We start from the raw sequence: 24,473 nt of genomic DNA, 5'->3' as shown, positions 1-24,473 counted from the left end.
TCGCGGACAAAACGGATTTGAACATCAGTCAGTGAGCTCTCATGGAAGCATTACACACCTATTTCGGTCTTCATCGACCGGCCATAGAAGACCATATTCAATCGGTTCTCGGGGAGCTTGATCCCCTTATCGTCCCGGTGGCCAGCCATGTGCTGGGGGCTGGGGGCAAACGGTTGCGGCCCATTTTATGCGTTTTGACCGCTGAAGCCTTCGGGTATCGGGATAAGGAGGTCTACCCCCTGGCCACGGCCCTGGAATTGCTCCACTCAGCGACCCTGATCCACGACGATATCCTTGACGGGGCGGCGCTGCGCCGGGGGCAACCCTCGGCCCATCTCGCTTTCGGGGTCCAGGAAACTGTTCTTGCCGGCGACGCCCTGTTGGCCATGGCCAATAAATGCATCGCCGGATACGGGCAGCCGGAATTGATGCGTATCGCCTCCGAGGCGATCATGGCCACCGCAAACGGGGAGATCATGGAAATCGCTCAACTCCGGGAGCCCAGGCTGTCTGAAGAGGATTATTTTCAGATCATTACCGGCAAAACCGCTGTCCTCATCCAGGCCTCCTGTGAATGCGGCGCGGTGCTGGCCGGGGCTAAGGGCCCGCAGCGCCAGGCGGCTCAGGACCTTGGTCGGAATCTGGGCATCGCCTTTCAACTTGTCGACGACGCCCTGGATTACACCAGTGCTGTAGAAGATTCCGGCAAGCCCATCGGGGGCGATCTGCGGGAAGGAAAGCTGACCCTGCCGCTTCTTTTCTACCTCAAGAGTCTGCCCCAAGAGGAGGCGGAACGGGTGTTGGCGGCTATCAAGCACGGGACCCTGGACGAAGTCGAACAATCGGCCATTATTACGGCTATCGGCCAGGCCCACCTGGCGGAAGCGACCCGGGAGGTCGCGGCCGGGTATCTCGAGCAGGCCCGAAAGGCTTTGCAGTTTTTCCCCGCAGGCCCGTGCCAAACGTTGTTGGGAAGTATCCTGGAATATGTCCAGTACCGCAATACATAGACGATCCGTACCGCAAGGAGTCGGCCCATGATCGCCCGATTGAGTGTGGGCATGCGCGAGCATGTCCAGGATGTGCAGGGAGCGAAGATCGCTCGTGAGATTCAGGAAACCTGCGGGATCACGGTCGAAGCCGTGTCCCTGGTCCAGATGTATACCCTCCAGGGACTGAGCGCTGAGGAGTGCCGGCAGATCCAGGACCAGGAAGTGCTCCACGACCCGGTATTGCACGAGATCCGGGAGACGCCGTGGCCGGCCCAGGGGGACTGGATCGTCGAAGTCGGCTTCAAACCGGGCGTGACCGACAATCCCGGACGGGTCGCCCTGCAGACCGTGCGCACGGTGCTCGACCTGCCGGCCGAACGCGCCGCCCGGGTCTACACATCGCAGGAGTATCATATCCGCGGGGCCCTTACCCGTGAGGATGTGGAGCGCATTGGCCGTGATCTTCTGGCCAATGAACTCATCCATCGTCTGCGGATCAAGGACCGCACCGCCTGGGAGGCCGATCCCGGCTTTCCCGCCGACCCCCCGGAGGTCACCGGACAGGCGACCGATATCGTGGAGACAGTTTCCTTGTCCGGCCTGGACGAGCCCGCCCTGCAGCAGCTCAGTCAGGATCGGGTCCTGGCCCTGAGCCCCAAGGAGATGCGGGCCATCAAGGCGTACTATCGCCGCGAAGATGTCCGGGCTTCCCGGGCCGGGTTGGGGTTGCCGACAGAGCCCACGGATGCCGAACTGGAATGCCTGGCCCAGACCTGGTCTGAGCACTGCAAACATAAGATTTTCAACGCCCGCATCGACTACACCAACCGGGAGACCGGGCAGAAGCGGATTGAGGACTCTCTGTTCGGGACCTATATCCAGGGCAGTACGAAAACCCTCCGGCGTCGCCTCGGTGCGGCCGATTTCTGTCTCTCGGTCTTCAAGGACAATGCCGGGGTGATCCGTTTTAATGACGATTACAGCGTGTGCATCAAGGTCGAGACGCACAATTCCCCTTCGGCTTTGGATCCTTACGGCGGGGCTCTGACCGGGATCGTCGGCGTCAATCGTGACCCGATGGGCACGGGCATGGGCGCCAATCTGACCTGCAACACCGATGTCTTTTGTTTTGCCTCCCCCTTTTACGATCAGCCGTTGCCGCCACGCCTGCTCCATCCGCGGCGGGTTCTGGAAGGGGTCCGCGAAGGTGTGGAGCACGGGGGGAACCAGTCCGGGATTCCGACGGTCAACGGCGGCCTCGTTTTTGACGAACGCTACCTCGGCAAGCCCCTGGTCTTCTGTGGCACGGTCGGGACCATGCCGGCCAAGGTCAAGGGACGGCCGAGCCATGAGAAAAAAGCCCTTCCCGGTGACGCGGTGGTCATGGTCGGCGGCCGGATTGGCAAGGATGGGATCCACGGGGCCACCTTTTCTTCGGAAGAACTCCACGCCGGTTCCCCGGCAACGGCGGTCCAGATAGGAGATCCCATCACCCAGCGCAAGCTCTATGATTTTCTGATGCGCGCCCGGGATCTGGGGATGTACAACGCCCTGACTGACAATGGGGCCGGCGGGCTCTCGTCCTCGGTGGGCGAGATGGCCGAAGACAGCGGCGGCTGTGAACTCGACCTGGCCCTGGCGCCCTTGAAATACGACGGGCTGGCTCCCTGGGAAATCCTGCTCTCCGAGGCCCAGGAGCGGATGACGGTGGCTGTGCCCCCGGACCAGCTCGAGGCCTTTTTGGCCTTGTCCCGGGAGATGGATGTCGAATCCACTGCATTGGGGCACTTCACCGACAGCGGCTATTTCCACGTCCGTTACAGCCAGGCCACGGTGGCTTTTCTGGAGATGGAATTTCTGCACAACGGTTTGCCGCAGATGGAGTTGGAGGCGGTCTGGGAACGCCCGGCACTCGCGGAGACCTCCGTCACCTTGCCCGGCGAGGAACAGGCCGAAACACTGCTCGTGGACCTGCTCGGACGATTGAATATTTGTAGTCGGGAATACGTCATCCGGCAGTATGACCATGAGGTTCAGGGCGGCAGCGTGGTCAAACCCCTTGTCGGCCAGTTCGCGGACGGCCCCGGTGACGCCGCGGTTATTCGCCCGGTGCTCGAGAGCCGTAAAGGGCTGGTGGTCTCCAATGGAATCGCCCCCAAGTACAGCGATTTGGACACCTATTGGATGGCCGCCAATTGTATCGACGAGGCCATTCGCAATGCCGTGGCCGTGGGGGGACGTCTCGATCATATGGCGGGGATCGACAATTTTTGCTGGTGCGATCCGGTCCAATCGGAAAAGACCCCGGACGGGCGGTACAAATTGGCCCAGCTGGTCCGGGCGAATCAAGCCCTGGCCCAGTACTGCCTTGCCTTCGGTGTGCCGTGCATTTCAGGCAAAGATTCCATGAAAAACGATTACTACGGCGGGGGGCGGAAAATCTCCATCCCGCCGACGCTTCTTTTTTCTGTCATCTCGGTCATGCCTGATGTCCAACACAGCCTGACGTCGGATCTCAAGCAGGCTGGAGACGGCCTGTATCTGTTGGGACGAACCCGAGCTGAGTTCGGCGGCAGTGAAATCGCTCAAATGCTTGGGCAATCAGGCGGGGCGGTGCCGGAAGTTGATGCGTTGGCGGCCAGGAAGCGGTACCAGACCTTCAACGAGGCCACGAGCGCGGGGCTGGTCAATGCCTGCCACGACCTTTCCGACGGTGGCCTTGGTGTGGCCGCAGCGGAAATGGCCATTGGGGGGCGCCTGGGAGTGCGTATTGATGTCGCTACCGCGCCTTGTGCCCCGGCGGATCTGACCCCGCTGGAACGGTTGTTCAGTGAGTCGGCGAGTCGATTGCTGGTCAGTGTGCCAGCCGAACGGCAGGAGACCTTTGAGGCCCTGTTTGCCGGCCAGGCCTGCGCTCGTATCGGTGAGGTGACAGCCGCACCGGAGATCGTCTTTACCTCAAGCGAGACGGCGTTGTGCCGGCTCAACGTTGAGCAGTGCGCTGAGGCCTGGAAGGCGACGCTGAACTGGTAGCCCTTGTTTTTCGTTGGGGGAAGCCGGTTCTGGAATTGCGCCCTCGGCCTGGAAAAAGAGCGTGGGCGGTGTCCCTGGGGTGACGCGGGTGCGATCCAGTCTGGTCTTTGGTGCCAGGCTGCGGCTCCTGGTGCGCTCAAGGCAGCTTCCAGGCCGGTTTCACAATCCCAGAACCGGTTCGGCGGCACCCAGGTTCTGTGTTCGCCCGGTTCTGGAATTGCGCTCCCGGCCTGAAAAAAGAGCGTGGGCGGTGTTCCTGGGGTGACGCGGGTGCGATCCAGTCTGGTCTTTGGTGCCAGGCTGCGGCTCCTGGTGCGCTCAAGGCAGCTTCCAGGCCGGTTTCACAATCCCAGAACCGGTTCGGCGGCAGCCAGGTTCTGTGTTCGCCCGGTTCTGGAATTGCGCCCTCGGCCTGGAAAAAGAGCGTGGGCGGTGTTCCTGGGGTGACGCGGGTGCGATCCAGTCTGGTCTTTGGTGCCAGGCTGCGGCTCCTGGTGCGCTCAAGGCAGCTTCCAGGCCGGCTTCGCAATCCCAGAACCGGTTCGGCGGCAATCCCGCGCTTGATTGCGGTGAGCAAACGCCATTTTTCACCGGCTGCCGTGTGGCGGCCGTTTTTTGTGGAACTCAGTCGTTGAGCAGGCCGCGATCAGGAGCCTGCATCGCGCAGGATGCGGTGGTGGGGGTCGGTGAACACGGTCAGGCGGTGTTCGCGGACAAAGCCGACCAGGGTCAGCCCGGCCTGCTGCGCTTTGTCCACGGCAAGCGTGGTCACAGCGGATTGACTGACGAGGATGGGGAATCCGGCGCGGACCGCCTTTTCAACCAGGGAAGCTGTGGCCCTGGCCGTGACCATCAGCACGGTGGTTCGGAGATTGACGTTTTCCGTAAGGGACCAGCCGGCAAGCCGGTCGAGGCAATTGTGACGACCGATATCCTCGGTGGTGGTCAGGAACCGGTGTTCCTGTGGATCATAGACCCCGGCGCGGTGGAAGCAGCCGGTGTGGTCCCATTTGCCGGGGCGGCGCATGAAGTCGTTGCGCAAGGCGAGGGTGGCTTCCGGAGTGAGTTGCGGCTCGGGGGCGTGCAAATCGAGGTCTTTACGGGCGTTGCGGACTGAAAGGTAAAAGGATTCCCCCTGCTGCGCGTCGAGGCCGGGAGTCTCGCCGGGGCGGCAGAGTTCGAGCCAGGCATGGCCGAGACAAAGAGAGGACAGCCCGGAGGGGAAAGCCAGCAGGGCAGCGGCGAGTTGGTCATGCCAATACAGGGAAACCTCCTGTTCCGGAGCGATAGTGTCCTGGATAGAGTGCCAATCCTCCTGGCGGTATTGCCAGCAGGCGATATTCTCCAAGGCGTGTGCGGCGCTTGACATGACGTTTCTCCTGGATGTCTGAGCCGTTTTTGTGATTGTGGCCACAATCCCGGCCCCGGATTTTGGCAGGGAGCTTTCCAACTTCAAGGCTACTTTGGATTTGTGTTTCCCTCCCTGTCAGCCCAGATACCATTGCAGAAGTGATGGGCCGAAGAGGATTGTCAGCATCCCGCCCAGGCTCAAAAATGGGCCGAAGGGGATGGCGGTCTGCATACCTTGGCTGCGGTCCCGGACAAGGTAGACCACGCTGACGCCCAGACCACTCAGGGCGCCGAGAAAGACCACCAGGGGCAGGGATTGCCAGCCGAGCAGTCCACCGAGCAGGAACATGAGTTTGATGTCCCCGGTGCCCAGTCCTTCGACCCCGCGCAGGAGTTTGTACCCCTGTTGCAGGATCCAGAAGGTGCCCGCTCCGGCCACGGCCCCGATGGCTGCCGAACTCCAGGACAGCCCCAGCAGCGTCGGTGCCGCGATCAGGGCCAGGAGCCCGCCGGGCAGCGTCAGACGGTCGGGGAGGATGAAGCTGTCCAGATCAATGAAACTGGCCACAATGAGCAGTCCGCCGAAGCCCATATACACCAGCCAGGCGGTGCCGGGACCGAATTGCCAGGCCAGGGCCAGGGCCCAGAGTCCGGAAAGGCCCTCGACCAGGGGATAGCGCCAGCTGATCGGGGTGCGGCAGGCACGGCAGCGTCCGCGCAAAACGAGAAAACTCACGAGCGGAATATTTTCCCACCAGCTCAGCCTGTGACCGCATTGCGGGCAATGCGAGCCGGGCCAGACAATGGATGTTTGGCTCAGGTAGCGGTGGATGCAGACGTTATAGAAGCTGCCCAGCACCAGGCCGAGAAAGAGCGCAAGCAGAGGAAAAAAAACCGAGGCAAGGTCCATGGGATGTCCCTTTTCTTGACAAATTCTGAATCAACCGCCCATAGTGCCGTTCGCACACCTGAGGAGACGACCATGACGCATGCATATTTTCCCCGGTTCAGCGCCGAGGAATTGCGGGCCCACCAGGAAGCGGGTCTGCGCTGGACTGTGGCCCATGCCTATAACGGCAACGAGCGGTACCGCAAGCGATTGCAGGATTCGGGGGTGACGCCCGAGGCTGTCCGCGGCCTCGATGATTTGCGCCACCTGCCGGTGACCACTGTGGACGATCTGCGGGCTGAGTATCCGTTGCCCCTGCTCAGTGTCCCGGAGGACGAGGTCGTCCGGGTCCACGCTTCATCAGGCACGACCGGAAAACGGAAAATTCTGGCCTACACCCAGAAGGACATCGAGACCTGGAAATCCATGATGGCTCGATGCTATGCCCTGGCCGGACTCACGCCCCGTGACCGGGTCCAGATCGCTGTCGGCTACGGGCTTTGGACGGCCGGTGTCGGCTTCCAACTCGGGTGTGAACATTTTGGGGCCATGGCCTTGCCCATTGGCCCGGGCAATCTGGACATCCATCTCCAGTTTCTGCTCGACATGCAGAGCACCTGCCTGTGTTCTACGGCTTCGATGGCCCTGCTCTTGGCCGAGGAGGTCGAGAAACAGCGCCTCCAGGACAGGATCCATCTCAAACGGATCATCTTCGGCGCTGAGCCCCATACGCCCAAGATGCGCCAACGGGTCGAAGAGGTCTTCGGCCTGGAAGGGTGCTACGACATCCCGGGGATGACCGAACTTTACGGTCCAGGCACCGGTCTCGAATGCGACGCCCACGACGGATTGCACTACTGGGCGGACCAATTCATCCTCGAAATTCTCAATCCGGTGACCCTGGAGCCGGTGGCCCCGGGCGAGATTGGCGAAATGGTCGTCACTACGCTGTCCAAGGAGGCCTCGCCGCTGATCCGTTACCGGACCCGGGACCTTTCCCGCCTTTTGCCCGATCCCTGCCCCTGCGGACTGGAACTCCCCCGCCACGACCGCATCCTCGGCCGCTCCGACGACATGATCATTTTCCGCGGCGTCAACATCTATCCGGGACAGATCGCCGAAGTCCTGGAGACCTTCCCCGAACTCAGCTCGGAATACCAGATCCGGCTGACCCGTCAGCACGGCGTCGATGTCATGGTCCTGCGTGTCGAACGCCACCCAGGGGCCCGTAAGGACGCGGACGGGAATCTCTCCGAGGCGGTCAGCACCTGCCTGCGCCGCCGGCTCATGGTCCGCTGCGCCGTGCACATCCTCGATCCGGGGGATCTTCCCCGGACCTTTGCCAAGTCCAAACGGGTTCTTGACGAGCGCGACAGCGAGTGAAGCGGCCTGGAGGGCCGGCCGCTACAGGAAGCACCGGCCCGACTCAAGGCATCATTGGCGGCAGATCCAGACCGGTGCACGGCTCCAGGCCGAGCATGCGGTTGGCGTTGGCTATGGCCTGACCGGAAGCGCCGCGGCAGAGATTGTCCACGGCGGTGACGACGAGCAATCGGTCCGTCCGCCGGTCGACCACCAGGCCGATGTCGCAAAACATGGTTCCCCGGACCCAGCGAGTCTCCGGAAGGGTCCCCTCGGGCAGCACACGCACCCACGGGGCGTCGGCGTAGCATGAGGTGTACAGGGCATGGACTTCTTCCAGGGACAGCGGTTGCTGCATGCGCCCGTAGCTTGTCGCCAGAATGCCCCGGTTCATGGGCACCAGATGGGGGCTGAAGGAGATGGTCACCGGCGAGTCGGCAGCCACGGCAAGTTCCTGCTCGATCTCCGGGGTGTGGCGGTGCGTGCCCAGGCCATAGGCGCGCAGGGTGTCGCTGACCTCGCAATACAGGGTGCCCGTGGACGGTTTGCGCCCGGCCCCGCTCGCGCCGGATTTGGCATCGGCGACAATGTCCCGGCTGCTGATGACCCCTTCGCGCAGGGCCGGCACCAGCCCGAGGATGATCCCCGAGGGATAGCAGCCGGGGTTGGCGACCAGTCTGGTCGCCTCGGTGACCTTGTGGCCGTAAAGTTCTGGCAGGCCGTAGACGGCTTCTTCCAGCAGGGCGCGCTGCTGATGGGGCAGCCCGTACCACTTTGCATAGACCTCCGGGTCCCTGAGGCGAAAATCAGCGCTCAAGTCGACGACCTTGGTGCCGGCCTTGAGCAATTGCGCGCTGACCTCCATGGCCGCCCCGTGGGGAACGGCGAGAAAGACCAGCCGACATGCGGCGGCGAGTGTCGCGGAATCCGGGGATTGGACCACGATTTTTGCCTCCGGACGTCCGTGCAGAAAGGGGTAGAGCTGGCCCAGCGGAGTTCCGGCGTGCTGGCGTGAGGTGGCTTGAACCAGTTCAAGATCAGGGTGTCCCGCCAAGAGCCGGACCAATTCCATGCCGGCGTAGCCGGTAACACCGACCAGGCCTACGGGGATACGGGCCATTGCTGTCTCCTTACTGCGATTTCTGGACGTATTTCATCCGGAGTTCAAACAGGATATCCTTGAATTGGCGCTCTTCCTCGGGCGTCAGATTTCCCGCCGTCTTTTCTTCGAGCATGCCCAGGATATTGATGGTGTGCCGGGCCATATCGAGGTTGATACCCTTTTGTCCGGACTCGGGGTCCGGGACTTCGCCAAGCTGTGCCAGGACAGAAGAAGAAAGGGACATGATGAAGGTCGTCCAGTCGACCTGGGGCATCATGGTTTCCTGACCGTCTTTGCTGGCCTGCGAATCATAGGCCTCTTTGGCTTCATGTCGGGATGGGTTCGTGGTCTCGTCGGTCATGGCGTACCTCTCTTGCGTCTGGTTGGTGCAGACCGTCCGCCGTACGACGGCAGTCAGGCCGCCGGTCTCAAGGGGCCAGCGGCTGGGTATGGTTTTCAAGAGTAAATGTGCTCAATTCATGTTCATAGGCGGCCAGCCCGGCGGCCAGCCCGGCCTGGAGGTCGATGGTCGCGCCGAGGCGCTGGCAGCTCCGTCCCAGGGCTGAAAGACCGGCCAGGACGTCGCCCCAATCGACATAGCCCATGTGCCCCAGGCGGACGATGCGTCCTTTGAGGTGGTCCTGTCCTCCGGCCAGGACGGCGCCGTATTCCGAGGCCGCCAGGGAGAGGACTTCCTGTCCGTCGATGTCTTCCGGCAGGCGGACACTGGTCAGCCCCCATGTGTAGCAATCTCGGACGAGCAGGGACAACCCCATGGCTTCGATGCCGGCACGGGCCATGTGCGTCAGGGCCCATTGGCTCCGGTACAAGCTTTCCAGCCCGGATTCGAGAACAAGCTCCAGGCAGGCTTCAAGGCCGAAAATATGGGACACCGGCGAGGTGTAGAGGGTCTGGTTCCCGGCGTTGCGCTGCCGCTCGCCGAGCAGATTGAAATAAAACGGCGGGCGGGGGTTGGCCTCCACGCGGCGCCAGGCCCGCTGGCTGAGGCTGAGCAAGGCCATGCCGGGCGGCAGCATGAGGCCTTTTTGGGAGCCGGTCAAAAGGCAATCGATCCCCCAGGCGTCCATAGGGCAGGGCGAAACCCCAACGGCGGAAATGCCATCGACAACGAGCAGGGTCTCATGGCCTTGGAGGGCCTGTGCCAGGTCCCGGATCGGGTGGAGCACCCCGGTCGAGGTTTCCGAGGCCTGGACCAGAAGACCCTGAAACGGGCCGTCGGCGGAGAGGCGCTTTGCCACTGCGGCTGGATCGGCACCGCATCCCCACTCGACCTGGAGCGGTTCGACCTCCAGGCCATACCGCTCACAAATTTGTCTCCAACGTTGACCGAATTTTCCCCCCTCCACGACCAGGACCCGATCGCCGGGTTGGAACAGGTTGGTTACCGCCGCTTCCATGGCGCCGCTGCCGGAACAGGTCAGGGGCAGGACCGGTTCACTGGTCCAGAACAATTCTTTGAGACCGGTCTGAACGCGTTGCATATGGCCCTGAAAGGCCGCTTTGCGGTGGTGGATCATATCCTGGGCCAGGGCCAGGCGGACTTTCTCCGGCAACGGGGTCGGTCCGGGAGTCAGAAGTCTGGTCTTTGGGTTCATGGTCACTCACACGGTTGAAGGTGCACAAAAGAAGAGTCCATCTCGGCTCCATGAATTCGGTGCCGGTGCGAATTCGCACCTACACGGCAACGGCGAGGGGTGGTTGATCAGGCCGTGGTTCAGTGCGCTTCAGCCCAATTGGTCCCCACTCCCCAGTCTACAGCCAGCGGCACGTCCATGTCCGCCACCGAGGCCATGATTGCGGCCAGGCGCTTTCCTGCTGTTTCGGCTGCCTCACGGGGCACTTCGAGCAACAATTCGTCGTGGACTTGCAGGGTCAGGCGGGCGCCGGCATCAGCAAGCTCCGTGTCGCCGTCGGCCTCGATCATGGCCATTTTGATGATGTCAGCCGCACTGCCCTGGACGACGGTATTCACAGCCATCCGCCGCGCCTGCTGGGCCAGGTTGGCATTGCGGGAATTGATATCCGGCAGCAGCCGTCTGCGGCCGGCCCAGGTGGTGACATACCCGTGCTGTTTGGCCGCGTCTTCGATGCGTTCATAAAAGGCGCTGACCCCTTGCAGGCGATCGAAATACCGTTGAATGAAGGTTTTGGCCTCATTGAGGGAGATACCGAGTTCCCGGGAGAGTTTTTGGGGCCCCATGCCGTAAAGAAGGCCGAAATTGATGGTCTTGGCCTGACGACGGGCTTCGCTGTCGACGTGTTCGTCGGCGATGTCCATGATCACGGCGGCTGTGCGGCTGTGGATGTCTTCGCCTTGGGTGAAGGCCTCCAGGAGGGTGGGGTCCTGGGAGAGGTGGGCCAGGACCCGGAGTTCGATTTGGGAGTAGTCGGCCGCCACCAGCCGGCTGCCCTCCGGGGCCACAAAACATTGCCGCATGCGGGGGCCGAATTCGCCGCGGATGGGGATGTTCTGGAGGTTCGGGCCGCTGCTCGACAACCGGCCGGTGGCCGTGGCCAGCTGGTTGAAGTGGGTGTGCAGCCGGGAGGTATCGTCCACTTTCTGGGGCAGGGGCTCCAGATAGGTGGACCGCAATTTCTCCAAGGTCCGAAAGCGCAGGATCTTGGGAATAATGGGGTGCACATTGCGCAACCCTTCCAGGACCTGACTGGAGGTGGACGGCACACCGCCGGGGGTTTTGCGTCCTGTCGGCAGTTCCAGGTCCCCGAACAGGACCTGGGCCATCTGCTGGCTGGAGCGGAGGTTGAATTCCTGGCCCGCCAGATCATAGATCTCGTGGGTCAGACCGTCGAGTTCCTCCTGGACCTCGTCCAGGAAGCGACGGAAGGCTTCCAGATCGATGGCCAACCCACGTTTCTCCATGCGGACCAGCACGCCGACCAGGGGGAGCTCGATATCCTGCATCAGCGAGAGCAACTCGCTGTTGGCCAGTTCGCGGCGCAAAATCCTGCCGGTTTCCATAATCGAGAGGGCGTTGTTGTCCGGATGGGTCTCGAGCTGGTTCTGGTGGCGTTGCCGGATTTTGTCCCAGGAATAGGAGCGCTGTTCAGGATCCAGAAGATAGGCGCCAAGGCTGAGATCAAAACAGCGGGCATAGGGCAGCCCTTCCCAGGCGCTGTCGGCGACCAGAAGGTCTTTCAGGGAAGGCAGATAGACCCGCTCGGCCCGGGACAGGTGGTCCACCCAGTGCTCGATGTCCCAGTCGGGGCGGTATTCCTTCCCTGCCAGCGCCAGGACAAAGCTCTCGCCATCCGGATACAGGCCAACTTCGCACGCGGCGAGCGAGTCAGGGTCGATCTCTGTTGTGCTCGCCGCGATCCGGGCGTTGGTTTCCTGTTTCGCAGCTCCCTCCTCCCGGAAATGGTCCCGGAGCAGCGAGCGGAATTCGTATTCCTGGAGAAAGCTGCGCAAGGCGCCGGTGTCCTGACCCTGGACGGCAAAACCATCCAGGTCCCGCTCCGCACAGCAATCGGTGCGCAGGCGTGTCAGTTGGCGGTAGGTGAAAATATCGTCCAGATGGGGAACGAGTTTCTCCTGCTCCTTGACCGAGAGTCGTTCGCGGTTGTCGCGCAGTGTTTCAAGGCCAGGGAACCGCTTGAGCCATTTTTCGGCCGTTTTCGGTCCGACGCCGGGCACGCCAGGGATGTTGTCGCTGGAATCTCCCACCAGGGCTTGATAATCGGGCCAGATAGTCGGCGCGAACCCGAATTGTTTTGCAAAAGAGTCGGCCGTGACCAGCTTTTCCTGTTTGCCACTCGGGTCCCAGACGCAGACCTGCGGCGCCAGACATTGGTTGAGGTCCTTGTCGCCGCCGATGATGACAATGGGCCGCTGGTCCCGGAAGCGGCGGCTCAGGCAGGCGATCATGTCGTCGGCTTCGAGGCCTTCGGGGACCTCGTTCGGCAGCCCCAGGGCGTCGAGCAGGGTCTTCAGCGGACCGATCTGGGCGGCGAGATCCTCGGGCATGCGGGGGCGGTGGCCTTTATAGCTCGGCAGCAGCTCGTGGCGGAAAGTTGGGCCTTTGCCGTCCAGGAAAAAAGCGGCGTACACCGGTTGCTCTTCCTGGAGCAGTTTCAGAAGCAGGCGGGTCAGGATGTACAGGGCGTTGGTTGGGAACCCGTCGGAGCGCTGGAGATCGGGGTAGGCGTAAAAGGCCTTGTAGAGATAGGCGCTTCCGTCAATGAGGTACAGCGGTTCCGTGTCCCAGCCCATTCTGGATTTTACGGGGGTCATGCGTCTGCCTACTTTGGGTTGCGTGAGGATGATGAAGATGTCGGGGGTTGGGTCACCCGGCGCATCTTGTCCGATTGGGTGCCGCCATTGGACTCTTGCTTTCCCGCCCCTGCGGGAGAAGCTTTTTTGGCCTTTTTGCTATTTTCCAAACGCTCCCAGATGAATTGCTGGGGATGCTGGTTATCCAGCTTGTCCAGGGGGATTTCGGCCCGGGCCATGGATTTGTGCCCACCGGCCGAGCCGACGTCGCCAAACAGCTGTTGGGCCATCTTCCCCACGTCCCGGCGCAGCCCGTCGCCACGGAAGACATTGATCAATTTATCATCGCTGACGCCGCTGACGATCGTCCAGGAAATGCCGTGCACCCGAAGGAAGAAATCGGCCAGGATGACCAGGATGTCCGAGGAATCCACCTCGCCCATGTAGGCGGTCAACCCTTCGCCCATGACCCGCATCTTGCGAAAGGCCTGGGAGAAATACTTCAGCCACTCGATACGGAACTCGCTGCGCACGATTTTGCGCAAAAGAAGATGGTTGGCGTATTTGCTCAAGTAGCGGAAGGCCTTGACATCCGCGTCGTGGAAATTGCGTTCGAAGCTCTGGGTGTCGGTCTTGATGCCGTAGAGCAAGGCGGTGGCCAGGAGTTTTCCGGGTTTGACCCCGGCGTTGTAGAGAAATTCGGTCATCAGGGTCGAATTCGAACCGTATTGGGGCCGGATTTCTTGAAAGTCGGCCTGGACTGGATACTCGGGGCTTTCGGGATGGTGGTCGATGACCAGGGAAAATTTGAAATCAGCAAAGGCCGGACTATGGTGGGGCTGAGAGTCCACCAGGGCGAATTTGTCGTATTGGGCGGCCATCAACGGCGTGACCCGTTGTACAGGGATCCGGAGGTATTTGACCATGGCCAGGTTGTCGGGGCGGGAGATCTCATTGATCATGCCCAGGCCGACTGCCTGGACCCTGTTGGCCAAAAGCCGTTTCAAGGCCATGGCTGAGGCCAGAGCGTCCGGATCGGCCACGCAGAGGATGAGCCAGCGATCATTTTTCTTGAGCTGGTCCATCAGGGCCTGAACCCGTTCGTCAAGACGTCGGAAGTATGACATGCCACCTCGATAGCCGCTTCTGCTGTTTCGGCAGAAACGACGTTTTTACATCAGCGTCAATTGGGTGCTTCTCTGCTTCGTCCTGGCGACCACGGTTTTGGTCTGCACCAGAGACGGTGGCAGCGATTGCAGAAAACGGCTCGGCCGTCCGGCGAGCGTTTGACCGTAGAGGCGTCGTTCCTGGCTATGACTGAGATAGAGATAGCGTTTGGCTCGGGTCAAGCCGACGTAGAAAAGTCTTTTTTCCTCCGCCAGACGGTCCGCCGTCAAGGCCGTATTTTCCTCGTTTGAACCGAAGTCGCCTGCGCCATACGGGAGCAGTCCTTCTTCGAGGGCTGGGAGGAAAACCGCAGTGAATTCGAGCCCCTTACTGGCATGCAATGTCATGAGGCGGACTTTTTCCACCCGATGCCGGACCGTATCAAGGGTGTCTTGTCGAGCCAACCAAGTCAGCAGGGCCTCCCAATCCCCCTGGTCGGCAAAGGCCTGCTGCAATTGCTGAAAGGCGCGGCTTTGCCAGAAAAGCGGATCGACGGGCCCCGATTGGGCCCAATACGCGGCCATACCCGCCGGCCCTTGCCCGAGAACGGCCTCAGGACAATCCCACGGCGGGGTGACGGCCCTGTCGAAGGCCGCGCGCACCGTTTCCAGGAGGTCCTGGACCCGGTTGTCGCGCCAGAACGGCTCTTCCTCGGGCACCGAACACGGCACTCCGGCCTGGTCCAGTTTTTCCGCCAGCGGCCGCAGCAAGGCTCTGGTGCGTACGAGCACGGCGATGTCCCCGGGGGAGGTCTCGCCGGTGTCGCCACTATCGGCCTGGCTGTGGGCTGTGGCCCCGATCAGAGTCCGGGCCTGGGTGGCGATCCAGGAGGCTTCTCGCCAGGCGCTGGGTGTTTCACAGACAATGATCTGTCCTTGGACTGAACGTTGGGGGCGTAGCGGCGGCCGTTCAGGGAAAACCGTTCCGGCGGCTTGGACCAGGGGCGCGGCGGCGCGGTAATTGCGCTGCAGGGAGAGGGGTGTCAGTTCGGGCCAGGTCCGGCTGAGCCACTCGGCGGTGGTGCTGACCGCCCCGCGGAAGCCATAAATGGATTGATCCGGGTCGCCGATACCGAAGAAACCGTGGCCCTGGGGCGGGCAAAGGGCCTGGACCAGGTTCAGCTGGAGCCCGGTCAGGTCCTGAATTTCATCGATCAGGACCTGGGTCCACTCCGGCCGAGCCCCGTTCGTGAGTCCCTGGAGCCATTTTTGGAGCAGGTCGGTGAAATCGACGACACCGCGCCGGGCCTTGGCCTCCTGGTACTCGGCCTCTCCGGGGGCGGGTACCCGGGAGGGGATACCGGATTCCCGTGCCAACTGGCAGCGGGTCCACATCTGTTGGCCCTCGTGGCGATCGGCGGCCACAGCTTTCACAAAGAGGCTCCTGGCGTCTTCTTCGGAGAGAAGGACCGGGTCCCGGCCGTGGTGCTGGACAAAATGGGCATAGGCCAAGCTGTGCAGGGTCCCGGCCTGGATTTCGGCGGCAGCCGACGTTTCCAGCTGGAGGCGGTTTCGGAGTTCCTCGGCCGTGGCCCGGGTGAAGGTCAGAAGCAAAATCTCCTTGGCTGGCGTTCCCTGCTCGAGCAGCCGGCGAACCCGGGCCAGAAGGGTTCTGGTTTTTCCGGTGCCCGGTCCGGCCTGGACGAGCACTGGCTCCGGTCCGGCCTGGACAGCGGCTTCCTGTTCGGGGTTCGGGGTCGGGTGCTTTTCGACATCGCCTTCTTCCCTCCCGGCCCCAGCGCCACCAGGGGCGGTCTGGGCGGTGCAGGACGGGTGGTCCAGATCTGTGGGCAGGACCAGGCTCGGGCCGTGGCGCCACTCGCGGCGTTCCCGGTCGCTGAAGACGCGGATGACCCCGTATTGCCCGTCAAACCCGGGCTGACGCTGGACGCGGCCCGAGCGCATGCGACCGATAGCCTCGCCGAGAAGGGACCAATGCTGGCGGAGTTCCTCAACTGGGGTGTGGCGCAGGATGGTCAGTTCTGGGCCGAATTGGGCCAGGAGGCGGCAATAGCGGCGTTGCACGGTCTTGCTTTTGGGCCCGACGCTCAGCAGTTCCGAGAGCAGTTCCGGAAGGGGGACCAGGGAGACAAAATCGGGGTGGTCCGGAGGCCGGAGGGGCTCTTTGCGGTCGGCCAGTTCCAGGATGCGGTTCAATACCCCGACTGTCACCGGACGTCCGCAGACCGGACAGATACCGCCGTGGTCCTCGGTCTGCCGCGGGTCCCAGGAGAGGCCGCATTTACGGTGGCCGTCGTGGTGGTATTTCCCTTCTTCGGGGAAAAACTCCAAGGTGCCCTGAAACGTCCCTGTACTGCGGTCGCGCAGTCCTTCGCGAATCGTGGCGAAATCCATGGTGCCGCTGAACAGGGTCGCCTCCCGGGCGAGGTTGGCCCCGGAATGGGCGTCGGAATTGGAGACCAGGGTCAGGTGGTCCAGGGCGGACCAGTGCCAATTCATGGCCGGGTCCGAGGACAACCCGGTTTCGGCGGCAAAGATATGCTGGGAAAGGCTCCCGAAACACTCCTCAAGAGCGTTGAAGCCGGATTTGGAGCCGAACAGGGAAAACCAGGGCGTCCAGATATGGGCGGGGATGACGAAACCGAGGGGATCGGTCTCCAGGACCATTTCCAAAAGGTGCTCTGAATCGAGGCCCAGGATGGGGCGGCCATCGGCCTCAAGATTGCCGACCTGGTCCAGGCGTTCGTTGAAGCGGCGGACGGCGTCGAAGTTCGGGAGATAGACCAGGTTGTGGACTTTGCGCACCACGCCGCCGCGCTTGTAGATGGAGCTGATCTCCGTACCGAGCATGAACCGCGGCGCTTTCGGTACCGGAGTTTCCAGCCAGGGCAGTTCCTGTTCCAGGCGAGTTGGCTCTTTGAGACGTAACAGGCCGCGGCCGTCCTCCTCGAGTTGTTCCTGGAGCAAGGCCAACCAGGCCGGGTGCGTGAAATCCCCGGTGGCCAGGAGGTCGATCCCTTTGACCCAGCCCCAGGCGGCGAGATGGCGCGGGGTGAGTTGTCTGCTGGTCGCCCGGGAATATTTGGAATGGATGTGCAGGTCCGCGTAATACAATTGTGTCTCAGACATGGTCGCCGGCCTCTTGGTCCAGGGCTTCGAGGCGTTTGAGCAGCGGAGGGTGGGAAGCGTACAAGGCCACATGCCAGGGATGGGGGGTGAGGTTGGCCATATTGTGGGCGGCCAACCGCTTCAAGGCCGAGATAAGGTCCTGGGGCGCCTCGGTCAACCGGGCCGCATAGCGGTCGGCCTCGAATTCGTAGCGCCGGGCACGGGTATTGTGCCAGGCTCCAAGCAGGAGTCCCACCGGGGTCAGTACAAGGAAAAAGACGGTCAACCCGGCGTGGAGGCTGGCCTCTTCGAAACCGGCGCCCTGGATCAATCCCTGGTGGTCCTTGAGCAAAGCGAACAAAGCGAGAAAAAGACCGATTTTGAGTACCGTACCACCGATCAGGCGGGGAATATGCCCCAAGACATTGTGCCCGATTTCATGGGCCAGCACCGCGGCGACTTCCCGGGGAGTCAAGGTCTGCACCAGGGTGTCGAACAGCGCGATACGCTTCGTTTTGCCCAGGCCGGCGAAAAAGGCGTTGGCCTTGGTCGAGCGTTTGGAGCCGTCCATGACCGCAATGGAGGCCAGGCGGAAGCCTGCCGCATGGGCCAAGTCGGTCAACTGCTGCCGCAAGGGACCCTCCTCAAGGGGGGTGAACCGGTTGAACAGGGGCAGGATCCAGCGTGGCGTCACGACCTGAAGCAGAAGCACCACCAGGCTGATGCTCAGCCAAGCCCAGAGCCAGCCTGTACGGGGAAAGGCCTGGAAAAAGAGCAGGACGGTGCTGAGCAGGACCCCTGCGAGGAGTGCGGTCAGGACAAGGGTTTTGAGCTGATCGGCCCAGAACACCCCGGCGGTGGTGGTGTTGAAACCGTAGCGCTGCTCGATGCGAAAGGTGGCGTAGATGTGTACAGGGAGATGGACGAGATACAATCCCAGGCCCAGGGCGGCGAAAAAGACCAGCCCGGAGACTGTCTCTCCCAAGCCGGCGGCACCGATCCAGGCGTCGAGATCCCCGAGCACGCCGCTGCCCAAAAGGAGCAGCCACACTCCGAGGTCCAGGCTGGCGGTTGTGATGTCCAAACGGGTGCGGGAGGTGGTATAGGCCTGCGATCTGGCATACGTCGACGCGTCGATGGTGTCTTGGACCGCCACTGGCACGGCTGTGGACAGAGAACGCAGGTTGAGCCATTCCACACCGCAATGGATACAATAATGGAGAAGGAGCAGGCCCATGAGGCCCAAAAGCCAGAAAGACATACGCAACGTTCCCGTTGAGGTGTTTTTTGGCGGTGATCTGCCTCGTTTCGTCCCCCGGAGCACTCCAGGGGGAGAGGTTCAATACACCCTCGGGCGCCGGGCATCAATCAAAGATGCCATTGAGGCCCTGGGGGTGCCGCATACCGAGATCGGATCGCTGACCCTCAATGGTCAGTGGACCGGATTTGAGGCCTTGCTCCGCCCGGGGGATCGGGTCCTTGTCCTGCCGCCGTTGCCGCCGGTCGATGTGAGCGCGGCTTCGGTCCTGCACCCTGTGCCCGCTGCAGGTCTGCGGTTCCTTGTCGACGTCAATGTGGCCAAATTGGCGCGGATGCTGCGGATGCTCGGATTTGATGCCCTGGACGATCCGGACGCGGATGATGGCGCGCTTGCCGCCCGCGCGGCGGTCGAACAGCGTGTGGTCCTCTCCAAGGACGGCGGCTTGTTGAAGCGCAGGTCCGTTGTCTGGGCCCGCTATCTCCGGGCCGACCACCCGGGGGAGCAACTGCGGGAAGTGGTCCGGTTCTTCGGGCTGAGCAGGTACAGCACCCCCTTCAGCCGCTGCCTGCGGTGCAATGAACCGTTGGTCCCTGTGGCCAAGGCCGATATCGTCCATCGCCTGCTGCCCAAGACCAAACGGTATTACCAGGATTTTTCACGCTGTCCGCGCTGCGATCGGCTGTATTGGCGCGGTTCGCACCACGCCCATATGCAGCGCTGGCTCCAGGAGCTTTGCGAGGAGCCCTGCTTTGGAGCGCGGGGTCGCCTGTTTTCCGGCTCAACCACTTTTTCAGGCAATAGCGCGATTGCAGCCAAGACCCGGTAGTTACGGCTGCAGTTGGTAACGTATCCCAGCCAGGATCGACCAGTCGGTGTCGGTCTCCCAGGTGTGCTTTTTGTCCCCGTCCGGACCGTACACGGTGTAATCCGTTCCAAAATGGTAGCGGGGCGAGCAGGTCAGCCGCCACCCCTTTTCTCCTTGCCATCCGAGCACCGGCCCCAGCGACCAGTCCTCGATCTCCGCATAGCCGCTTGGGACAAGCTCGTTGTCGTCGGCCAGCCGCGAGAACCGGTTGTGCCGCTGGAGGTCTGCGCCCAGAGACCAGCCAGCGTTCCAGCGGTAGGTGATTGCCGTCCGGGGCACTCCGATCCGGGCGGTCCATCCAGAAGTGCTTTGCGGGCGGAAGTTCAGGCTGGCAAGGGGCAGGACGCGCCAACGCAGCGGGTGGACGACGGTCCCGGCACCGAAGCTCAGGCTCCACTGGCTGGAGAAGGCGTAGTTCAGGCCGCCCCCGGCGCTGCCCTGCACACTGCGGTCGATCTCCTCTTCAAAGGAGGCCGTGGCCCCCAGACGGGCGAACCAGCCCCAGCGGTCGTTGAAACGCTCCCGGTGCGACCAGTCTGCCCCCAGCGTGTGCAGTCGTTGCCACGGCGTCTGGGTGTCGCTGACAAGCTGGTCGGCTTCGTCCCAGGTGAAGTGATCCTCCGTGTATTGCAGCCGCCAGTTGCGGAAAAAAAAGGCCACCCCGGCGCTGTGGCGCGTCACCGCTGCCTCGCTGTCCTGAACCTCCCGAGAGGCGCCCGCCAACCCGCGGAGTTCAAAACCCGCGTCAACGGATTGGGCCCACAGGGGGCCCGCGGCCATAAACACGATAAGCCCCCAAGACACAACTACACGAGCGAGCATGGTCCTCCTCCCTGATTGGCCTGAAAGTGTTCCCTGCTGCACTGTTTGGGGCTTGTGGCCCTGTGCGCCGGGTTCTGACGTGTCCTTCAGTCGTCTGAAAAAAGAGCGTAAGCGTACTGGGCAACTTCCTAACGTGTTGAAAAATATCCTGCCGGTGAGCCTCTGAGTCCGCGATACCTTCCTGCTCGGGGGAGTGCAAGCAAGGGGAACCTTTTCTGCTCAAAAAAGCATGGACATGGCGTACTGTGTATTGTAAAGCATCACAAAGTCAGAATGGTTTGAGGGACGCACCATCATTGTAACCTTTGGGAGGGAAACTATGCGTAAAGTCCTGCTTGTACTTGCTGTTGTCTGTCTGTCACTTGGGTTGGCCGCGAACGCCACTGCCCAGGACAAGGTCCTGAAGATGTCCACGACCACCTCGACGCAGGCATCGGGGTTGCTGGATGTTTTGCTGCCGGCCTTTAAAAAGGACACCGGCATTTCGGTCAAGGTCATCGCCAAGGGCACAGGCGCCGCAATCCGCGACGGCCAGGACGGCAACGTGGATGTGATTTTTGTTCACGCCAAGAACCGTGAACAGGCCTTTGTCGAAGAAGGCTACGGGACAAAGCGGTATGCGGTCATGCACAACGATTTCGTGATTATCGGTCCCAATGGCGATCCAGCCGGAATCAAGGGCATGAGCGACGCGCAAAAGGCGTTGGAAAACATCGCCGACGCCGGCGCTCCATTCATCTCCCGTGGTGACGACAGCGGGACGCACACCAAGGAACAGATCCTGTGGAAAAGCAGCGACGTGGCTTTGGAAGAAATCACCAAGACCATTGTCAAAAAAGGGTCAAAAACAGAATTGACTTTTGTCCAGCCGGCGCAGGAAGGCGACACCTGGTACTTCTCCATCGGCCAGGGCATGGGCAAGACCATCACCTTTGCCGAGGAAAAACAGGCTTACACGATGGCCGACCGTGGCACCTATCTCAAGTACAAGCTTGGACGCGATGCCGGGCTTGACCTGACCGTACTCTGCGAGGGCGACGAAGACCTGTACAACCCCTACGGCGTGATCCCGGTCAATCCGGACCGTTACCCCCACGTCCAATATGATCTGGCCAAGCAGTTTGCCCAATGGCTGGTCTCCGAGCGCGGCCAGTCCCTGATCGCGAACTACAAGCTGCTCGGCAAGCAGCTCTTTTATCCGGATGCGATGCCGAACGTGAACTAGCTGTGCGTCCGACATGATGCGTTTGCAAGGCCCCGGGTGTTCTCGGGGCCTTGCTTTCTCCCCCTGCAACCGGACAGGCGCCAGGTATGCAATTTTTTCTCGACAGTTTGCGCTCGGCCTTTTTGCTCATTCGGGAGATGGACCCCGAATTGCTGACTATTGTCGGCGTCTCCTTGAAGGTCAGCATGAGTTCTACCGCCTTGGCGGCACTGTTCGGGATCCCGGTCGGGTTTGCAGTAGCCATGGCCCGTTTTCCGGGGCGCCGGGGCGTGATAACCGTTTTCAACACCCTCCTGGCTGTGCCCACGGTGGTCATCGGCCTTTTTGTCTACACCTTCATTTCCCGCCGCGGCATTCTCGGCTCCCTCGATCTGCTCTACACCCAAAAAGCGATCATTATCGGGCAGACGTTGCTCGTCCTGCCGATTGTGGCCACATTTACCATTTCTGCTCTGAGCCGCATCGATACGCGATATCGCAAGGCCGCCCTGACCCTGGGAGCCAATACCTGGCAGACGGCCGTGTTGGTCCTGCGGGAAGCCCGCTACGGGATCGGAGCTGCCGTGGTCGCTGCCTTCGGTCGGGCGATCGCCGAAATCGGCGTGGCCATGATGCTTGGCGGCAATGCCCGTGGCTTTACCAGGACCATGACCACGGCCATGGCCCTGGAGTACGATAAAGGGGAGTTTGTCCTGGCCGTAGCCCTGGGCGTGGTCCTGCTCAGCATCAGTCTGGCGGTGAATATCATCCTCAACCTTTGTCAGGGGCGGCTGGAGAAATAAATGCTTTTTGTCGGGCGCCATATTCGCAAAACTTTCGGCCAAAGGCGGGTCCTGGATCTCGAGCGCTTTGCCCTTGAGCCGGGACGGATTCATGGCCTGCTCGGCCCCAATGGGGCGGGGAAAACAACCCTTTTGCACATTTTGAGTTTTCTGGACCGCCCTACGAGCGGAACCCTGTTCTACGACGGGCAACCGGTAGACTTTCAGTCCCAGAACCAGTTGCGCCGTTTGCGGCGCGAAGTCATTCTCGTGGACCAGCATCCCATTTTGTTTACCACCTCGGTGGAGGCCAATGTCGGCTACGGCCTCAAAGTTCGGGGCGTGCCGAAAACCAAGCGCCGCCGCCTTGTAGAACAGAGCCTGGAGTTGGTGGGCATGCGCAAATTTCTGCAGGCCAGGGCGTGGCGCCTGTCCGGTGGGGAAACCCAGCGGGTGGCCCTGGCACGGGCACTGGCCTGCTCGCCCAGGGTGCTCTGTCTGGATGAACCCACCGCCAGTGTGGACGTGGAACACCAGATCGCCCTGGAGCGGATCGTCCAGGACATCCATGCTGAGACCGGGATGACCATCATTCTCTGCACGCACGATCAGCGGCTGGCGGCCAAGCTGGTCCAGAACACGCTCTACCTCTTTGACGGCCGCGCTAGCCGCAGTCTGTATGAAAATGTTTTTTCCGGCCAGGTCCTGACCGGAGAGGACGGCGTCTCCCAGTGCCAGCTCGGGGCGAATCTCTCACTCCCGGTTTCCTGCGACGATGCCACACACCTCAAGATTTCTTTGAATCCTAAGGCACTTGAATTACTGGAAGGAGCTGCCGAACCCCATCCCGATAGCCGGTATTGGCCCGGGCGAATCACGCAGATCAGCGACGCGGGAAAACATATCAGGTTCCAAGTGGATGTCGGTCTGCCCATCAATGTCCTGTACAAAAAGGCAACTCCGGAACTGGACAAATGGTGGATCGGCCGTGAGACGGTTCTCAGAATTCCCTCTCGTGCGGTCCATATCCTCTAGTTGATGGGGCATTTTTGTCTCGCAAGCCGTTTAAACATCCCAATGACTTCTGTTTCGCTTGTGCACACCTGTTGCCCCCTGCTATAGGCATACCTGTGTCAGGAAAAAAAGTACTGTCTTGTACCGGGGGACCAGGAGGGCTGTGGACTGGCTGGAGCAGAACGGACCAGAGCAAAGGAGCGACGCAATGGCAGGGATGATTTTCTACAAACAGCGGCACAAGGTCGGAACCGGAGAAAAGAAACCCCGGTTCCGGGTTGTCGGTGTGGCAGGCTGCGATCTGCGGCTCTACGCCAGACATCTGCGGTACAGCGAGCTACAGGCCATCGCCACGCGGACCGGGGCCGAGTTGGTCTTGCTTCCGGCAGGTGGCGAACAGGAAACGGACAAGGGGGACGTATGAGTCTGGTGCGGGACAGGGATGGAAAGCGATTGCATGTCAAAAGTCGCTTGATGGGGGAAAGCCTGGTCAGCAAAGAATTTTTGGACAATCTGGAGGTCGCCCCACAACAACGGCTCTATCCGGAGGTCAAGCTTTTCAAGATCGGTGGGCAGTCCATTTGCGACCGCGGAGCCCAGGCCCTGCCGGCCCTGCTCAAAGAAGTCGTGGCCTGCCGCCAGGACCACAAAATGGTCATCGTCACTGGGGGCGGAACCCGGAGCCGGCATATCTACAATATTGGCCTGGAGATGGGCATGCCCACAGGAATTATTGCCAAATTCGGGAGCATGATCTCTGAGCAAAACGCTTTGATGATCGCCACGCTGCTCTCGCCCTGGGGCGGCATCCGCATCAGTCACAGCGATATCGTCAAATTGCCGGCCTATTTTGCTGAAGGGATCATCCCGGTCATGCACGGTATGCCGCCGTACGATTATTTCGCTATCCGTCCGGAAAAGGGACGCATACCCGTGCACCGCACGGACGTCGGTCTTGTTGTGCTCGGTGATCTGCTGGGCACGGAGTCAGTGCTTTTCGTCAAGGACGAAGAAGGGCTGTATACAGCTGATCCCAAAAAGGATCCCGATGCCGAATTCATCCCGGAAATCACTGCCAGCGATTTGCTCGAGCGCGACTTCGATGATTTGGTCATTGAACGACCGTGCCTGGAGATCCTGCAGCACAGCGAGGTCCTGGACCATGTCCAGATCGTCAACGGCATGGTGGAGGGCAACGTGACCCGAGCCCTGTCCGGCGAGCATGTCGGGACCATCATCCGCAAAGGGTAAGCCTGGATCGTCGGCAGCGATTCCCTGAGCCTGTGGTTTGACACAGCCCCCTGTCTGCT

Annotated in this window: 19 protein-coding genes; 9 read left to right on the top strand and 10 right to left on the bottom strand. The window is 61.6% G+C overall.

All coding sequences use genetic code 11. From position 1 onward, the window contains the following. Positions 1 to 41 precede the first annotated feature (41 nt). Both DRET_RS12070 and DRET_RS12065 read left to right on the top strand, forming a co-directional pair. The gene (locus tag DRET_RS12070; protein WP_015752828.1) at positions 42 to 1,010 is read left to right on the top strand and encodes a polyprenyl synthetase family protein; all 969 of its coding nucleotides are present in this window, start codon (positions 42 to 44) and stop codon (positions 1,008 to 1,010) included. Positions 1,011 to 1,037: 27 nt separating this feature from the next. Continuing rightward, positions 1,038 to 4,025 carry an AIR synthase-related protein gene (locus DRET_RS12065; RefSeq protein ID WP_015752827.1) on the top strand — a complete coding sequence of 996 codons (2,988 nt, stop codon included), beginning with the start codon at positions 1,038 to 1,040 and terminating at the stop codon, positions 4,023 to 4,025. 646 nt (positions 4,026 to 4,671) lie between these two features. On the opposite strand, the gene DRET_RS12060 is transcribed toward DRET_RS12065, so the two are convergent. After that, on the bottom strand, positions 4,672 to 5,394 hold the full coding sequence (locus tag DRET_RS12060; RefSeq protein WP_015752826.1) for a formate dehydrogenase accessory sulfurtransferase FdhD: 723 nt from the start codon (positions 5,392 to 5,394) through the stop codon (positions 4,672 to 4,674). 117 nt (positions 5,395 to 5,511) lie between these two features. Then, on the bottom strand, positions 5,512 to 6,285 hold the full coding sequence (locus DRET_RS12055; RefSeq protein ID WP_015752825.1) for a prepilin peptidase: 774 nt from the start codon (positions 6,283 to 6,285) through the stop codon (positions 5,512 to 5,514). Positions 6,286 to 6,357: 72 nt separating this feature from the next. On the opposite strand from DRET_RS12055, the gene DRET_RS12050 reads away from it, so the two are divergent. Further along, positions 6,358 to 7,647 carry a phenylacetate--CoA ligase family protein gene (locus tag DRET_RS12050; RefSeq protein WP_015752824.1) on the top strand — a complete coding sequence of 430 codons (1,290 nt, stop codon included), beginning with the start codon at positions 6,358 to 6,360 and terminating at the stop codon, positions 7,645 to 7,647. Between the two features lie 43 nt (positions 7,648 to 7,690). Here DRET_RS12050 and argC read toward each other — a convergent pair whose 3' ends face one another. From argC to DRET_RS12015, 7 genes are all read right to left on the bottom strand, one after another. Then, positions 7,691 to 8,746, bottom strand: coding sequence for an N-acetyl-gamma-glutamyl-phosphate reductase (argC, locus tag DRET_RS12045; protein WP_015752823.1), 1,056 nt, complete (start codon positions 8,744 to 8,746; stop codon positions 7,691 to 7,693). A 10-nt stretch (positions 8,747 to 8,756) separates the two neighbouring features. Next, the gene (locus DRET_RS12040) at positions 8,757 to 9,089 is read right to left on the bottom strand and encodes a DUF1844 domain-containing protein (protein ID WP_015752822.1); all 333 of its coding nucleotides are present in this window, start codon (positions 9,087 to 9,089) and stop codon (positions 8,757 to 8,759) included. Between the two features lie 67 nt (positions 9,090 to 9,156). Beyond that, on the bottom strand, positions 9,157 to 10,344 hold the full coding sequence (locus DRET_RS12035) for a pyridoxal-phosphate-dependent aminotransferase family protein (RefSeq protein WP_015752821.1): 1,188 nt from the start codon (positions 10,342 to 10,344) through the stop codon (positions 9,157 to 9,159). Positions 10,345 to 10,463: 119 nt separating this feature from the next. Further along, complete coding sequence (polA, locus tag DRET_RS12030) at positions 10,464 to 13,001, bottom strand: DNA polymerase I (RefSeq protein WP_015752820.1); 2,538 nt, start codon at positions 12,999 to 13,001, stop codon at positions 10,464 to 10,466. Between the two features lie 8 nt (positions 13,002 to 13,009). After that, on the bottom strand, positions 13,010 to 14,107 hold the full coding sequence (locus DRET_RS12025) for a DHH family phosphoesterase (RefSeq protein WP_015752819.1): 1,098 nt from the start codon (positions 14,105 to 14,107) through the stop codon (positions 13,010 to 13,012). 45 nt (positions 14,108 to 14,152) lie between these two features. Beyond that, a complete protein-coding gene (locus tag DRET_RS12020; RefSeq protein WP_015752818.1) occupies positions 14,153 to 17,236 on the bottom strand; it encodes a UvrD-helicase domain-containing protein in 3,084 nt (1,027 codons plus the stop codon). Next, positions 17,229 to 18,476 carry a M48 family metallopeptidase gene (locus tag DRET_RS12015; RefSeq protein WP_015752817.1) on the bottom strand — a complete coding sequence of 416 codons (1,248 nt, stop codon included), beginning with the start codon at positions 18,474 to 18,476 and terminating at the stop codon, positions 17,229 to 17,231. Before DRET_RS12015 ends, DRET_RS12020 begins: the two co-directional genes overlap by 8 nt. Between DRET_RS12015 and DRET_RS12010 the strand changes: the two genes are divergently transcribed. Next, on the top strand, positions 18,451 to 19,302 hold the full coding sequence (locus DRET_RS12010; RefSeq protein WP_083777243.1) for a Mut7-C RNAse domain-containing protein: 852 nt from the start codon (positions 18,451 to 18,453) through the stop codon (positions 19,300 to 19,302). The genes DRET_RS12015 and DRET_RS12010 overlap by 26 nt on opposite strands. Here the strand turns inward: DRET_RS12010 and DRET_RS12005 are convergent, their stop codons facing one another. Then, the gene (locus DRET_RS12005; protein ID WP_015752815.1) at positions 19,303 to 20,163 is read right to left on the bottom strand and encodes a hypothetical protein; all 861 of its coding nucleotides are present in this window, start codon (positions 20,161 to 20,163) and stop codon (positions 19,303 to 19,305) included. A gap of 319 nt (positions 20,164 to 20,482) precedes the next feature. Between DRET_RS12005 and DRET_RS12000 the strand changes: the two genes are divergently transcribed. The 5 genes from DRET_RS12000 to DRET_RS11980 all read left to right on the top strand — a co-directional run bounded on the left by DRET_RS12000 (position 20,483) and on the right by DRET_RS11980 (position 24,414). Beyond that, positions 20,483 to 21,388 (top strand): ABC transporter substrate-binding protein, encoded by a 906-nt coding sequence (locus tag DRET_RS12000; protein WP_015752814.1) that lies wholly within the window; start codon positions 20,483 to 20,485, stop codon positions 21,386 to 21,388. 86 nt (positions 21,389 to 21,474) lie between these two features. Further along, positions 21,475 to 22,170: an ABC transporter permease gene (locus DRET_RS11995; RefSeq protein ID WP_015752813.1), complete on the top strand. Its 696-nt coding sequence runs from the start codon at positions 21,475 to 21,477 to the stop codon at positions 22,168 to 22,170. Continuing rightward, positions 22,171 to 23,184, top strand: a complete 1,014-nt coding sequence (locus DRET_RS11990; RefSeq protein ID WP_015752812.1) for an ABC transporter ATP-binding protein — start codon at positions 22,171 to 22,173, stop codon at positions 23,182 to 23,184. It abuts the gene before it with no gap. Between the two features lie 187 nt (positions 23,185 to 23,371). Beyond that, positions 23,372 to 23,587, top strand: coding sequence for a hypothetical protein (locus DRET_RS11985; protein WP_015752811.1), 216 nt, complete (start codon positions 23,372 to 23,374; stop codon positions 23,585 to 23,587). Next, on the top strand, positions 23,584 to 24,414 hold the full coding sequence (locus DRET_RS11980) for an amino acid kinase family protein (protein WP_015752810.1): 831 nt from the start codon (positions 23,584 to 23,586) through the stop codon (positions 24,412 to 24,414). The genes DRET_RS11985 and DRET_RS11980 overlap by 4 nt, the downstream gene beginning before the upstream one ends. The last annotated feature ends 59 nt before the right edge of the window (positions 24,415 to 24,473 follow it).

It is taken from the genome of Desulfohalobium retbaense DSM 5692 (assembly GCF_000024325.1).
Taxonomy (GTDB): domain Bacteria; phylum Desulfobacterota; class Desulfovibrionia; order Desulfovibrionales; family Desulfohalobiaceae; genus Desulfohalobium; species Desulfohalobium retbaense.
The sequence above is the reverse complement of the archived record's forward strand: the minus strand, read 5'-3'. Positions and strand labels throughout refer to the sequence as shown.